Below are 12,057 nucleotides of genomic sequence, written 5' to 3'. Positions count from 1 at the left end.
CCGCCATCGCTTTCCTGATCATCGAGTCCCGCGCGGACCGGCCGATGATCGACCTCAGCCTGTTCCGTGAGCGGATCTTCAGCGGGGGCCTGCTCTCGATGGGACTGTGGTCGTTCGGTGTGTTCGGCATCTACTTCTTCACCGCGCTCTACCTGCAGAACGCGCTGGGCTTCACCCCCATCGAGGCGGGTGCCGGCTTCGTGCCGATGGCCTTGATCATGGCGGTGATCGCCACGGTGGCGCCGCGGATCGCCGAGCGGGTCGGCAACGCCCGCACGGTCGCGATTGGCCTCGCCATGATGGCGGGCGCCGTGGCCATGGTGTCGACGGTCGGCGAGGGCGACGGCTACCCCGACCTGCTCCCCTGGTTCCTGCTGTACGGCCTGGGCGCCGGGCTGCTCGTCCCCCTGACGAACGTCGTGCTCGGCGCCATGCCGACGGCTCGGGCGGGCGTCGCCTCCGGCGTGCTGAACGTCTCCCGCGAGGTCTTCGGCCTGCTCGGCATCACGGTCCTGGGCGCCATCATGAGCAGCCGGGAGAGCGCCATCACCGGGACAGCGATGCACCGTTTCCTCGAGGCGTACCAGTTCACCCTGCTCATCGCGGCGGCGATCGTGCTGGTCGGCGTGCCGCTGAGCCTCTACTCGCTTCGCCAGGCCCGCGACGTCTCACCCGAGCCCGCGCGACCGGCCGCCGTCACCGGCCGCCCCACCACCGAGCCGGTCGCCTGAATCCCCCGGAGTTCCCCTGAACCCGGCCGTACGGCTCCGCGGCCTACCTCGCCACCAGCCCGCGGAGCCGTACGAGAGGTTCGCACGATCACTCCTGTCCCCGTCTTCGCGCCCCTATCTTTCAGAACAGGCCGAGGTGGCCCAGGATTTTGGTGGCGGCTTGGAGGAGAGATCGTGCCGTTTCGATCGCATGCGCTGCTTCAGCCCGGTCGACCACCTCATCAGGGAATTCAGGGTATTCAAGTTCGTTTCGCCTGCGTCGCATGGTCCCAAAAGGCTCGAAAGTGGGGCCGAACTGGCGAATCATCGCTTGCTGAATCGCATAGTGTCCGCCCTTCGTGGTGGCACGTAACCCTTGCTGAGCCAACAGGCCCGCGCAGGTGAATCGTGCCGCGTCGTAAGCCAGGGTGTAAGCGGAGTTGGGATCGGTCTCGGCGAGATCTTCGGCGCTTGCAAGAGTGACCGAGCTCTTCTCCAGCCACCCGGACCCATCAGTCGCTTCGCCGCGAACCCGCTGTAGTTCCTGATCTATGAGCATTCGCTCAATGTCGGCCTCGCCACGCCTCCACCGCGTCACTGTGCTGCTTCCTGTCCGTTATCGGTAGCCCGTGAGATGAGTTCGATCGTGGGGCTTGCCTTGATCTGCCGGATCAGGGCGTCGGTGGCAGTCTGCCATCTACGAGTGGAGGCCAGGACCGGATTCACCGGCATTCCGATACGTTCCTGGGCTCTGTCCGCGGCAGCGTAAACCGCGGTTCGGTCGGCGTCGCCGATGACGAGAACGTCGATATCGTGCGGTGGATGCCCTGGTTCGCCGCTATGACGAGCTGCCCATGAGCCAAAGATGAGGACGCGGTCCGCCCTGGGAATGTCGGCGAACTCCTCGGCGATGATCGCTTGAGGGCCGTACATATAGGACAAGATTTCAATCAGGGGCTTGCTGACGGGATGCTTCAGGTTGGGTTCGAGTATCCGGGAGCGGCCTACCTCGGTCGCCGTGATCAGCTCGGCTTCTTCCAGGCGCTTGACCTCGGCATGCAAGGTCGAGGGAGAGGTGTTGAGCTCCCTCGACAGTGACGCCAGAGTCCAGTGCCGCTCCCGTCGCAGGTAGACGGCGGCGAGGAGTTCCGCCTGGGTCCGCGTCCGGAACAGAGGAACCACGGACGCCTCGACTCTTCGCATAGACCGAATATATCTTCGGCTATTCCGAATGGTCCACGTGTGGGTCGGCGTGCCGCTGAGCCTCTACTCGCTGCGCCAGGCCTGCGGCGTCTCACCCGAGCCCGCGCGACCGGCCGCCGTCACCGGCCGCCCCACCACCGAGCCGGTCGCCTGAATCCCCCGGAGTCCCCTGAACCCGGCCGTACGGCTCCGCGACCTGCCTCGTCACCAGCCCGCGGAGCCGTACGAGAGGTTTCGCGGCTGCCTGCGGTCCCTCGATAGGGGTACGCAGCTCGTGGGCGTCGGGGTGCCGGCCCCGCCCTCATGGTCAACGGTCGCCGAGCCGGGGTGATCGGGGAGAATGGGCGGATGCCGCCGCGGAGACTGGATCCGGAGAAGGTTCGTGAGGCGCTCGACGCCCAGCTCGCCGAACTGGGCGAGCCGCCGTTCGACGGCCCGGACGACGATGTGCCGGACGCGTGCGCACGGGCGGTGCTCGCCGCCTACGACGCCGGCCTGACGCCGGTCAGGGACGCCGCACGCTTCGCCGTACGGCTCCTGCTGGACGAGCTGGCCACCCGGGCACCCGGGCGGTCGGTGGAGGTCCGCGTGCCGCCGTACGCCGCCGCGCAGTGCGTGGCGGGGCCGCGGCACACCCGGGGCACCCCGCCCAACGTCATCGAGACCGACCCGCGGACCTGGCTGGAGCTGGCCATCGGCACGCTCTCGTGGACGGAGGCGACCGCCGCAGGGCGCATCTCCGCGAGCGGGGCGCGGGCCGACCTGTCGGAGCACCTGCCGCTGCGCTAGACCTCCGGCCTGTCCCGATCCGCCTGCCCGGCCCGGCCCGTTCCCCTGCCTAGCCCGTTCTGCCGCCGAGCTTGTTCTCCACGCAGTTCTGCACGGCCTCCTGGTCCGGGTAGAGCGCCGGATCGAAGCACTCACGCAGGCCCGTGTCGCTGAGCCAGTTGTTGAACAGCACCACGAAGATCACTGCGAGGATCAGGGTCGCGATGCTCAGCGCGAGACCGATGACGGCCCGTCGCCGGTTGGACCTCCTGACCGTCGCCACGATCCCCACGATGAGTCCGGGGATGGCGACCAGCGCGCCGATCCCGCACACGGGCAGCAGGACGAGACCGGCGATGCCGAGCACCAGCGCCGCCGTGCCCAGCCCGCCACCGACCGGCGGCGGTGGCGGCCAGCCGCCCGGCGGTCCCGCCGGCCCCGAAGGCGGCGGGGGCAGCGACCCGCCGTACGGACCCTGTCCGTACGGGCCCTGCCCCTGTCCATACGGACCCTGTTCGTACGGACCCTGGGGTGGCCGCTGCGGGGGCCCCTGGGGGCCCTGACCTCCGGGAGGGCGTGGACCTTCAGGGGAGGGTGGGCCTTCGGGAGGGCGTGATTCGGGCTGCCCAGGGCGATCGGGGTAGTCGGGTGTCGCCACGGTGATCCCTTCCATAGGTGATTTCGGGGGCTGCCGGAACGGCCAGAATCTCCCGAGAATCACGGCCGGGCCAGGGACGACACGGCAAAGCGGGGTCGATCCTTCCGGTGAGACTCCACCAGCCCCCGGTCCGAGCAGCGCCGTCGTCCAAATAGACTCAAGTACGTGTTGAAGGGCGACGGCCGGCTGGGCCATGACCTCGACCCCCAGGACCACGCTCCAAAGGACGCGTGTGGCGTCTTCGGCGTCTGGGCTCCCGGGGAGGACGTCTCCAAACTCACCTACTACGGCCTGTACGCACTGCAGCACCGCGGGCAGGAGTCCGCGGGCATCGCGGTGAGCGAGGGCGACCGCATCCTCGTCTACAAGGACATGGGGCTGGTACCCCAGGTCTTCGACGAGTCCATCCTCGGCACCCTCCGCGGCCACCTGGCCATCGGGCACTGCCGCTACTCCACCACCGGATCGAGCAACTGGGAGAACGCGCAGCCCACACTGAACTCCACCGACGACGGTGGGCTGGCGCTCGCGCACAACGGCAATCTGATCAACACGGCGCAGCTCGCCGAGGACGTCGCGCCGGGCTCCATCAGGGCCACCACCGACACCGAGGTGCTCACCGCCCTCCTCGCCAAGCACGGCTCACGCCCCGTGGAGGACGTGGCGGCCGAGCTGCTGCCGCAGGTGAAGGGCGCCTACTCACTGGTCTGGATGACCGAGACGACGCTGTTCGCCGCCCGCGACCCGCAGGGTGTCCGGCCGCTCGTGCTGGGCCGGCTGGAGCGCGGCTGGGTGATCGCCTCCGAGACCGCGGCCCTCGACATCGTCGGGGCCTCCTTCATCCGCGAGGTCGAGCCCGGTGAGCTGCTGACGATCGACGAGCGCGGAGTGCGCTCCCGGCGGTTCGCCGCAGCCGAGCCCAAGGGCTGCCTGTTCGAGTACGTCTACCTCGCCCGCCCCGACACCACCATCGCCGGGCGTGGCGTGCAGGCCACCCGGGTGGAGGTCGGCCGTGTGCTGGCCCGCGAGCACCCGGTGGACGCCGATCTCGTGATTCCCACGCCCGAGTCCGGCACGCCGGCCGCCATCGGCTACGCCGAGCAGAGCGGCATCCCGTACGGCCAGGGCCTGGTGAAGAACTCCTACGTCGGCCGTACCTTCATCCAGCCGTCGCAGACCATCCGCCAGCTCGGCATCAGGCTGAAGCTGAACCCGCTGCGCGAGGTGATCCAGGGCAAGCGCCTGGTCGTGGTGGACGACTCGATCGTGCGGGGCAACACCCAGCGCGCCATCGTCAAGATGCTGCGCGAGGCGGGCGCCGCCGAGGTGCACGTACGGATCTCCTCGCCGCCGGTGGCCTGGCCCTGCTTCTACGGCATCGACTTCGCGACGAGGGCCGAGCTGATCGCCGGGTCGCTGACGACAGAGGAGATCAGGCACTCCCTCGGCGCCGACTCACTCGGCTACATCTCGCTTGAGGGGTTGACGCGGGCGACCACGCTGCCCGCCGACCGGCTCTGCCGGGCCTGCTTCACCGGTGACTATCCGATCCCGATCGAGGAAGACAGAGTGGGGAAGTTCGTGCTGGAGGCCCAGCGATGACCAGCTACGCCGCCGCCGGTGTCGACATCGAGGCCGGTGACCGCGCCGTCGAGCTGATGAAGTCTCGGGTGGCCCGCTCCCGGCGGCCGGAGGTCGTGGACGACGCCAGCGGCTTCGCCGGGCTCTTCGACGCCTCCGCGTTCCTGCGCTACCGGCGGCCGCTGCTTGCGACCTCCACCGACGGCGTCGGCACCAAGGTGATGCTGGCCCAGCGGCTCGGCAGGCACGACACGATCGGCATCGACCTCGTCGGCATGGTCGTCGACGACCTCGTGGTGTGCGGGGCCGAGCCGCTCTTCATGACCGACTACATCGCGTGCGGGAAGGTCGTGCCCGAGCGCATCGCCGACATCGTCGGCGGTGTGGCGGAGGGGTGCCGCCTGGCCGGCTGCGCACTGATCGGCGGGGAGACGGCCGAGCATCCCGGTGCGATGGGCCCGGACGAGTACGACCTGGCCGGTGCGGGCACCGGAGTGGTCGAGGCCGACGAACTGCTCGGCCCCCATCGGGTCGTGCCCGGCGACGTCGTGCTCGGCCTGGCCTCCAGCGGAGTCCACTCGAACGGATACTCCCTTGTGAGGCATGTCATATCGACCGCTGGGCTCAGCCTGGAGCGGGAACTGCCCGAACTGGGCCGGACACTCGGCGAGGAGCTGCTCGAGCCGACCCGGATCTACTCCCTGGACTGCCTCGCACTGATCCGGGAGACCGAGGTCCACGCGCTGGCCCACATCACCGGCGGCGGGCTCGCCGCCAACCTGGCCAGGACTCTGCCCGACAGCGCCGACGCCCTCCTGGACCGCGGCTCGTGGACGCCTCCCGCGATCTTCGAGGTGCTGGCCGGTCACGGCAGGGTCCCGCAGTCGGAGATGGACCGGACGTTCAACCTGGGTGTGGGCATGTGCGCCATCGTCCCCGCCGGACGGGCCGACCAGGCGATTGAGCTGCTGAACCGGCGCGGGGTGCCCACCTGGATGCTCGGCGAGATCGTCGCCGGCTCCGGGCAGGCCAGGTTCCGCTGATGTGCCCGGAGCCCATGCGCTCGGAGAAGGACAGGCCCGGACGGAAGCGGTCCCTTCGGCGGCATGCCAGAAAGCATGCCGGGCCCGCGCGTCCGACGAGCATCCCGTCTGACCCGCACCCGGCACGCGGTGGCGGCACCGATGGGCCGGACAGGCAAGCAAGCCGCCCGGCGGGGCGTACCCCGCCGGACGGCTTACCTGGCACTCACAAACGGATCAACGGCGCCCACGACGCTCGCTGGTGTCGCCCTCGTCTTCGTCGTCGACGGCGTAGTCGGCATAGCGACTTGCCAGCTCTTCGTAAGGGTCATGCTCCTTGTTGCGGCCGGAATCGTCCTCGTCCACGACTCCGAGCTCCGCGCGCAGGCGCTCAAGATCCGTTCCGCCGCTGTTGTACTTCAGCCGACGGGCGACCTTGACCTGCTTGGCCTTTGCTCGGCCGCGCCCCATTGGCTCGACCCCCTCATGCGGGGCCGTGCCCGACCCCTCGTCACTAACGCACCGCGCACTGACGCACTGACTTCAGGCGCCAGTCTCTCACTCGCCTATTACCGTACCTGGTTTGTGCGCCGCTCGGTACGTCGTACGAGTGGCGCTGGTCAACGTCGGAGCCAAATGCCCCTCAGCCGACCCACTTCCGACATTCTTCGCTCCGCCAGCCTATCCGCTGCGGCCCCCGGAGGGACGCCTTCCACGTCGGCCATCTCAAAGATCTTGAGGGTGGTGTCGAAGATCCGGGCGGCCCTGGCCCTGGCCCTGGCCATGTCGAAGCCCTCGATCTCGTCGGCCACCTGGATGACTCCTCCGGAGTTCACCAGGTAGTCGGGCGCGTAGAGGATGCCCCGTTCGGCGAGTTGCTTCTCCACGTCCGGATGCGCGAGCTGGTTGTTGGCCGCGCCGCACACGATCTTGGCTTTGAGCCGGGGGACGGCCGCGTCGTCGACCGACCCGCCGAGCGCGCACGGCGCGTAGACGTCGATGTCGGCCGCGGTCAGTGCCGCGGTGTCCGCGACGACCTCGACCGACGGGTGGCGCAGCCGCACCCGCTCGACCGCCTGCTCGGACACGTCGCAGACCACGACCTCGGCGCCGTCCTCGATCAGGTGATCGACGAGACGGTGCCCGACCTTGCCCAGCCCCTCGACCCCGACCCGGCGGCCCCTCAGTGAGGAGGTTCCGTACATGTGCTCGGATGCCGCGCGCATGCCCTGGAACACGCCGAAGGAGGTGAGGATGGAGGAGTCGCCCGCGCCTCCGTGCTCGGGGGTCCGGCCGACGACGTAGGCGGACTCTCGGGCGACGATGTCCATGTCCTCGGCATAGGTGCCCACGTCGCAGGCGGTGTAGTAGCGGCCGCCGAGCGACTGGACGAACCTGCCGTAGGCCCGCAGCAGGGCCTCGTTCTTGGTGGTGGCCGGGTCGCCGATGATGACGGCCTTCGCGCCGCCCAGGTCGAGCCCGGCCAGGGAGTTCTTGTACGCCATGGCGCGGGAGAGATTGAGCACATCGGCGAGCGCGGCCTGCTCGCTCTCGTAGGGGTAGAACCGGGTGCCGCCGAGTCCCGGCCCGAGGGCGGTGCTGTAGATCGCGATGATCGCGTACAGGCCGCTGCGCTCGTCAGAGCAGAAAACGACCTGTTCGTGCTTCACCGGCTGGATGGGGGTCGCGTCCTTGGCAGGGCTGGTGTCCTTGTGGGAGAGCCCGAAGACGTCGGTCACGATGGTGACTCCTGATCGCCTCTGTTCGCCGCCTCCTTGCGGCGAATCTCCTCACAGCTTACCGACCTTCCCAGAAAACGATCATGAAAAGTCGGGACGGTACTGCACATGGCCTCGGTGCCGTGGCACGATTCTGGGTGTGCTCCCCTACGCTGCCTATCTCCGCGTGTACGAGCCGCTGACCGCCTTCGCCCCACAGGATCAGGTCGGCTGGGCCCGCTATGCCGAGTCCAGAACCCGGCCGCGACGGGCCGGCGCACTCGAGGTCGAGCACGGCGAGTCGCTTCGCCGGCTGATGTGCGTGCCTCCGGTGCCGGCCCCGGAGGAGGAGAGCCCGAACGCGTACCTGCGCCGGGTCGAGGAGATGCTCTATGTCTGCCCGTGGCAGAGCAGGCTGCGGTCGTGGCTGGCGTTCACCTCGTTCCGCGGCAGCCTGCCCATCAGGCTGGCCGACCGGTTCGTGCCGGACAAGGTCGCCGAGCAGACCGCGGACGACTTCGACCGGTTCAAGCGCTATGAGCACTCGCTGCGTACCCACATCAGGACCAGCACCTGGCATGTCCCGACGCCGTGGTTCGTCCCGTTCGACTCGGCGGAGCGGTGGCTGGTGCTCGGCTCCGAGGCGGCCGGCGAGGGCGCCGTACCGACCACGACGGCGCCGCCCAGGAACATGCTCTACGTCACCTCGATGGCGCAGGCACGGCGCCGGGTGGCCCGTGCCCTGGTGACGATCCGGCGGCACGTCGGCCAGGTGACGACCCTGAGCGACGTCGAGGACGTGGGCCGCTGGCTGGAGGAGTTCCACCCCCACTCGCTCGTCGAGCTCGACTACGGCGGTCTCGTCCACCTGATGGACGACAACACGCTCCAGGGCGACCAGTCCGTGGCCGAGGTGGCCACCGCTCTCACGAGTTTGGACAACGGTCAGGAGGAGCTTGCCTTCGCGATGTATCAGCGGGTCATTCTCCGCTGGAGGTCGATCAAGGCCCTGGAACGGGCAAACTGATCGTAATGAAAGGGCCGCGACCTGCACGATCTGGTCACGGAACATTCGATCTCACATCTACGAACTGAGCAGTTTGCCGTTTTCACTGCGATACCACGAAACGTGTCGCTAGAATCACCGAGCGTGACATCAACCCGTGGTCGAGATGTTGTGCCCGGAGGGCTCGCCAATCGCACTACGTGGCTGTATGGTCACATCGGGTGATGCCGCAAATGATCCTGGAAAACCGCACATTTGGGTCATTTGCTGACATCCCTGGCAAGCGTCAGACCAGACAAGCGCCAGACAGGACCAGCGCGGCCAAGACGTCGCTGTCGCCGGTCCACACGGAGGAGAGGCCGCAGAAATGTCAGCTCGTACACCCGAGGCCGAGCCACTGCTCACCCCGGCGGAGGTCGCCACCATGTTCCGCGTCGACCCCAAGACCGTCACCCGCTGGGCGAAGGCGGGCAAGCTGACGTCCATCCGTACCCTCGGGGGTCACCGGCGCTACCGGGAGACCGAGGTCCGGGCACTGCTCGCGGGGATTCCGCAGCAGCGCTCCGAGTAGCACGGGGCCGTCACCCGCAAGCGGGACAACGAACGCGCTCCGTCGAGAAGTGCGAGCGCGTCAGCACGAGCCCGTGATCACCATGGGTTACGGGTCATATGGGGGGCCGGCGCCGCCCGCCCGGCGCCTCCCCGCTACCCCGGCCGCTTCCCGCCGAAGCGGTCACCTGTCAGACCTATCGCACCGGCCAGACCTGTCACCGCCGCAGCCGCGCCAGCAGGGTGGCCACCTCCCGGTCGTGCTCGGCCGCCCCGGTCAGCAGCGCGACCATCTGATCCACCAGCATCCGTTCGAGCTCGCTCCGGTCCATGTCACGGTGCTCCAGCCAGTCGAGCCCGGCCGTCTCGACCACGGCGATCCACGATCGCAACGTGACCCGGAGCATCGGGCCCGGCGTGCCGTCCCACATCGCGCTCAGGATGAGCCGGAGCATGCGCTGCCGTACGCCGTCGACGATCTCGCCGACCTCTCCGGCACGGTTGGCGGGGCCGCCCCTGAGCAGTGCGGCGAATCCCGTCGCGTGCTCCTCCACGAAGTCGAAATAGCGGGTCAGCCCGCGCGCGATCTCGTCCACGGGGTCGGCGCCCCGCCGCCGCGCTCCGGCTTCATCGGGCGGCGTCTCCCCGTCCGGCGTCTCCCCGTCCGGTGACTCCGTGCCGCGGGGATGCAGTCTCGCGTCCAGTTCCTTGGCGGCGCTGCGCAGCGCCGCCACGTAGAGCTCCTGCTTGCCGCCGAAGTAGTGGTAGACGAGCGCCCGTGACGCGCCCGCCGAGACGGCGACGTCGTCGATCGAGACGTCCTCGGCGTCATGCTTGCTGAACAGGTCGAGTGCGGCAGCGATCAACTCCTCCCGCCGCCGGTCCACGCTCAGCCTGCGCCGAACCCGCCGTGTGCTCTCTCCCACCTGGCGTGTGGCACCCACACCTTGAACACTATCGGGTCGATCCGCAGCTTTCTCCCCTCACAACGGCAGCCCCCATCGGGCACCCGAACGCACGGACGAGGAACAGGCAGAACCGACACCCCTGACGACCAACGGCCACACGGGAAACACCAACTCGCCCTACGGCGAGCAAGCCGGCCTTCCAACGGCGATCAGCCACTATCGGGCATCTCCAACGCGCGGAGGAACGGGCAAGAACGAGCGTTACGGTCTTAACCCGTACCCTCTGGGCAACTCGATCGTTTGGTGTGTCAGATGCACGTCCACGCATCGTGGGGAGAGCCATGTCAGGACCGTCCATGCAGACCACTGCCCGGAACAGCGTCGGCGTATCGCTGCCCGACAGCGGGCTGCCCGATGGATTCAGCCCGCGGCCGCGGCCCACGATCCGCAATGTGGCCGAACGTGCCGGAGTGTCCAAGTCGCTGGTGTCCCTCGTGCTCAGGGGATCACCTCATGTGAGCGAACATCGCAGGGAGGCGGTCCTCCAGGCGGCCAGGGAGCTCGGGTACCGCCCGAACGCGGTGGCCCGCAGCCTTGTGGAGGGCCGTACCCACCTGGTGGGCGCCCTGGTGGCCGATCTGCACAACCCGTTCTACGCCGAGTTCCTGGACGGTCTGCAGGAGAGCCTGCACGGCGACGGTCTTCGATTACTGATCGGCAGCGGCCGATGGGACCCGGCGTTCGAGGACGAGGCCGTGGAGGCGTTCCTGGAACTGCGTGTGGACGGCCTGGTCATGTTGGGCATCGCCCCGTCCAGCGACACGCTCGCCGAGGCCGCCGCCTACACCCCCACGGTGGTGGTGGGCGAACGCGACGTGGACCTCGAGGGCATCGACATCGTCGTGGACGACGACCAGCTCGGGGCGAGGCTGGCCGTCGACCACCTGGTGGAGCTCGGGCACCGGCAGATCGCGCACATCGAGGGGACGCCGTCGTCGGCCGCCCGCTGCCGCTGTGAGGGCTATCTGATGGCCATGCGCCGGCACGGGCTGGCCCCGCACATCATGGTCGAGCACGGAGACTTCACCGAGGAGAGCGGCCGGCAGGCCGCGCTGGCGCTGCTGCGCCGTACGCCTCGGCCGACCGCGGTCTTCGCGGCCAACGACATCGTCGCGATGGGCGTGCTCACGGCCGCGAGCGAACTGGGCCTGCGAGTGCCCCAGGACCTGTCCGTGGTGGGGTACGACAACACGCATCTCGCGGCGGTGAACCAGATCTCGCTCACCAGCGTCGACCAGCCGCGGCGGGCGATGGGGCGGTCGGCGGCCGCCCTGCTCAGCGACCGCATCTCGGAACCGGGTAAATCCTCCAGACTCCGGCAGGTGACCCCCCAACTGGTCGTCCGGCGCAGCACCGGGGCCGTACCAAGCGAGGTCCAAAGCTAGGTCAACCGCCGACGTGTCGTCTCGCGGCGGTGTTAACTCGTGCCGTGACGCCGACCCCGGCGAGTCAGTGGCATCGGGGGGACCCGCCGGGGCGGCGACCGCGTTTCGCGAGAATCGGGGGATTTCATGCGTGATCCGGAGCTGGTCTCCTGCGCACAGCGGGCGGCCGATGAGCTGGAACGGGCCTGGGTGCGCTGGCGGGAGGCCCGCGGACTGGCCATCAGCGGCGACGACGGCATCGCCGACTCCGTGGCGAGCTACGTCGCCCATTCGATCCAGCACCCGTGGGGACGCCCCCGGGTGGTGCTGGGGCTCGACGCGGCGGACGCCCGCGAACTGGCCGCCCTCCTCCTGCACGGGCAGGACGCCGCCGCGTCCGTGCGAGCCCCTCAGGCGGTCGGGCTCTCCGTGGCTCCGGGAGCCTAGTGCCGCTCGCCTTCCCGCGCTTTCTGGTGCGACGGCATGGTCACGTGTGCTTTGCGCGTAGGT

15 protein-coding genes are annotated in these 12,057 nt (G+C 69.0%); 9 read left to right on the top strand and 6 right to left on the bottom strand.

The genetic code is table 11. The annotated features are described in order from the left end of the window. A partial coding sequence (locus tag AP234_RS27220) for an MFS transporter (RefSeq protein WP_152990650.1) occupies nt 1-731 on the top strand: 731 nt, incomplete at its 5' end. 121 nt (nt 732-852) lie between these two features. Here AP234_RS27220 and AP234_RS27215 read toward each other — a convergent pair. After that, nucleotides 853-1,269: a HEPN domain-containing protein gene (locus tag AP234_RS27215; protein ID WP_063843108.1), complete on the bottom strand. Its 417-nt coding sequence runs from the start codon at nt 1,267-1,269 to the stop codon at nt 853-855. Nucleotides 1,270-1,304: 35 nt separating this feature from the next. Then, on the bottom strand, nt 1,305-1,913 hold the full coding sequence (locus AP234_RS27210) for a MarR family transcriptional regulator (RefSeq protein WP_063843105.1): 609 nt from the start codon (nt 1,911-1,913) through the stop codon (nt 1,305-1,307). A 28-nt stretch (nt 1,914-1,941) separates the two neighbouring features. Between AP234_RS27210 and AP234_RS39275 the strand changes: the two genes are divergently transcribed. Both AP234_RS39275 and AP234_RS27205 read left to right on the top strand, forming a co-directional pair. Continuing rightward, on the top strand, nt 1,942-2,067 hold the full coding sequence (locus AP234_RS39275; protein ID WP_268778086.1) for a hypothetical protein: 126 nt from the start codon (nt 1,942-1,944) through the stop codon (nt 2,065-2,067). Nucleotides 2,068-2,261: 194 nt separating this feature from the next. After that, a complete protein-coding gene (locus AP234_RS27205; protein WP_055482582.1) occupies nt 2,262-2,702 on the top strand; it encodes a sterol carrier family protein in 441 nt (146 codons plus the stop codon). Between the two features lie 49 nt (nt 2,703-2,751). Here the strand turns inward: AP234_RS27205 and AP234_RS27200 are convergent, their stop codons facing one another. Further along, complete coding sequence (locus AP234_RS27200) at nt 2,752-3,048, bottom strand: hypothetical protein (protein ID WP_055482581.1); 297 nt, start codon at nt 3,046-3,048, stop codon at nt 2,752-2,754. A 456-nt stretch (nt 3,049-3,504) separates the two neighbouring features. Between AP234_RS27200 and purF the strand changes: the two genes are divergently transcribed. Both purF and purM read left to right on the top strand, forming a co-directional pair. Next, nucleotides 3,505-4,941 carry an amidophosphoribosyltransferase gene (gene purF, locus AP234_RS27195; protein ID WP_055482580.1) on the top strand — a complete coding sequence of 479 codons (1,437 nt, stop codon included), beginning with the start codon at nt 3,505-3,507 and terminating at the stop codon, nt 4,939-4,941. Then, on the top strand, nt 4,938-5,963 hold the full coding sequence (purM, locus tag AP234_RS27190) for a phosphoribosylformylglycinamidine cyclo-ligase (protein WP_055482579.1): 1,026 nt from the start codon (nt 4,938-4,940) through the stop codon (nt 5,961-5,963). The genes purF and purM overlap by 4 nt, the downstream gene beginning before the upstream one ends. 216 nt (nt 5,964-6,179) lie before the next feature. Here the strand turns inward: purM and AP234_RS27185 are convergent, their stop codons facing one another. Both AP234_RS27185 and AP234_RS27180 read right to left on the bottom strand, forming a co-directional pair. Then, nucleotides 6,180-6,413 carry a DUF3073 domain-containing protein gene (locus tag AP234_RS27185; RefSeq protein WP_055482578.1) on the bottom strand — a complete coding sequence of 78 codons (234 nt, stop codon included), beginning with the start codon at nt 6,411-6,413 and terminating at the stop codon, nt 6,180-6,182. 149 nt (nt 6,414-6,562) lie between these two features. Further along, entirely contained in the window at nt 6,563-7,681 is a 1,119-nt protein-coding gene (locus tag AP234_RS27180; protein ID WP_200926738.1) for a Glu/Leu/Phe/Val dehydrogenase, read from the bottom strand. Nucleotides 7,682-7,820: 139 nt separating this feature from the next. Between AP234_RS27180 and AP234_RS27175 the strand changes: the two genes are divergently transcribed. Together AP234_RS27175 and bldC are read left to right on the top strand one after the other, a co-directional pair. Beyond that, entirely contained in the window at nt 7,821-8,687 is an 867-nt protein-coding gene (locus AP234_RS27175; protein ID WP_055482577.1) for a hypothetical protein, read from the top strand. A gap of 346 nt (nt 8,688-9,033) precedes the next feature. Continuing rightward, complete coding sequence (bldC, locus tag AP234_RS27170; RefSeq protein WP_013133571.1) at nt 9,034-9,237, top strand: developmental transcriptional regulator BldC; 204 nt, start codon at nt 9,034-9,036, stop codon at nt 9,235-9,237. Nucleotides 9,238-9,433: 196 nt separating this feature from the next. Here bldC and AP234_RS27165 read toward each other — a convergent pair whose 3' ends face one another. Then, nucleotides 9,434-10,159: a TetR/AcrR family transcriptional regulator gene (locus AP234_RS27165; RefSeq protein ID WP_235558400.1), complete on the bottom strand. Its 726-nt coding sequence runs from the start codon at nt 10,157-10,159 to the stop codon at nt 9,434-9,436. A gap of 305 nt (nt 10,160-10,464) precedes the next feature. Here AP234_RS27165 and AP234_RS27160 point away from each other — a divergent pair, with 305 nt between their 5' ends. Next, the gene (locus AP234_RS27160) at nt 10,465-11,568 is read left to right on the top strand and encodes a LacI family DNA-binding transcriptional regulator (protein WP_083502482.1); all 1,104 of its coding nucleotides are present in this window, start codon (nt 10,465-10,467) and stop codon (nt 11,566-11,568) included. A 126-nt stretch (nt 11,569-11,694) separates the two neighbouring features. Beyond that, entirely contained in the window at nt 11,695-11,994 is a 300-nt protein-coding gene (locus tag AP234_RS27155) for a hypothetical protein (RefSeq protein WP_055482576.1), read from the top strand. Nucleotides 11,995-12,057: the final 63 nt, after the last annotated feature.

This window comes from Sphaerimonospora mesophila (genome assembly GCF_001417795.1).
GTDB classification, from domain to species: domain Bacteria; phylum Actinomycetota; class Actinomycetes; order Streptosporangiales; family Streptosporangiaceae; genus Sphaerimonospora; species Sphaerimonospora mesophila.
The sequence above is the reverse complement of the archived record's forward strand: the minus strand, read 5'-3'. Positions and strand labels throughout refer to the sequence as shown.

Bases quoted from the DNA above. Each gene is read 5' to 3' on its own strand.
- AP234_RS27215 (WP_063843108.1), bottom strand. From the start codon at position 1,269: ATGCTCATAGATCAGGAACTACAGCGGGTTCGCGGCGAAGCGACTGAT.
- AP234_RS27210 (WP_063843105.1), bottom strand. From the start codon at position 1,913: ATGCGAAGAGTCGAGGCGTCCGTGGTTCCTCTGTTCCGGACGCGGACC.
- AP234_RS39275 (WP_268778086.1), top strand. From the start codon at position 1,942: ATGGTCCACGTGTGGGTCGGCGTGCCGCTGAGCCTCTACTCGCTGCGC.
- AP234_RS27205 (WP_055482582.1), top strand. From the start codon at position 2,262: ATGCCGCCGCGGAGACTGGATCCGGAGAAGGTTCGTGAGGCGCTCGAC.
- purM (WP_055482579.1), top strand. From the start codon at position 4,938: ATGACCAGCTACGCCGCCGCCGGTGTCGACATCGAGGCCGGTGACCGC.
- AP234_RS27185 (WP_055482578.1), bottom strand. From the start codon at position 6,413: ATGGGGCGCGGCCGAGCAAAGGCCAAGCAGGTCAAGGTCGCCCGTCGG.
- bldC (WP_013133571.1), top strand. From the start codon at position 9,034: ATGTCAGCTCGTACACCCGAGGCCGAGCCACTGCTCACCCCGGCGGAG.
- AP234_RS27160 (WP_083502482.1), top strand. From the start codon at position 10,465: ATGTCAGGACCGTCCATGCAGACCACTGCCCGGAACAGCGTCGGCGTA.
- AP234_RS27155 (WP_055482576.1), top strand. From the start codon at position 11,695: ATGCGTGATCCGGAGCTGGTCTCCTGCGCACAGCGGGCGGCCGATGAG.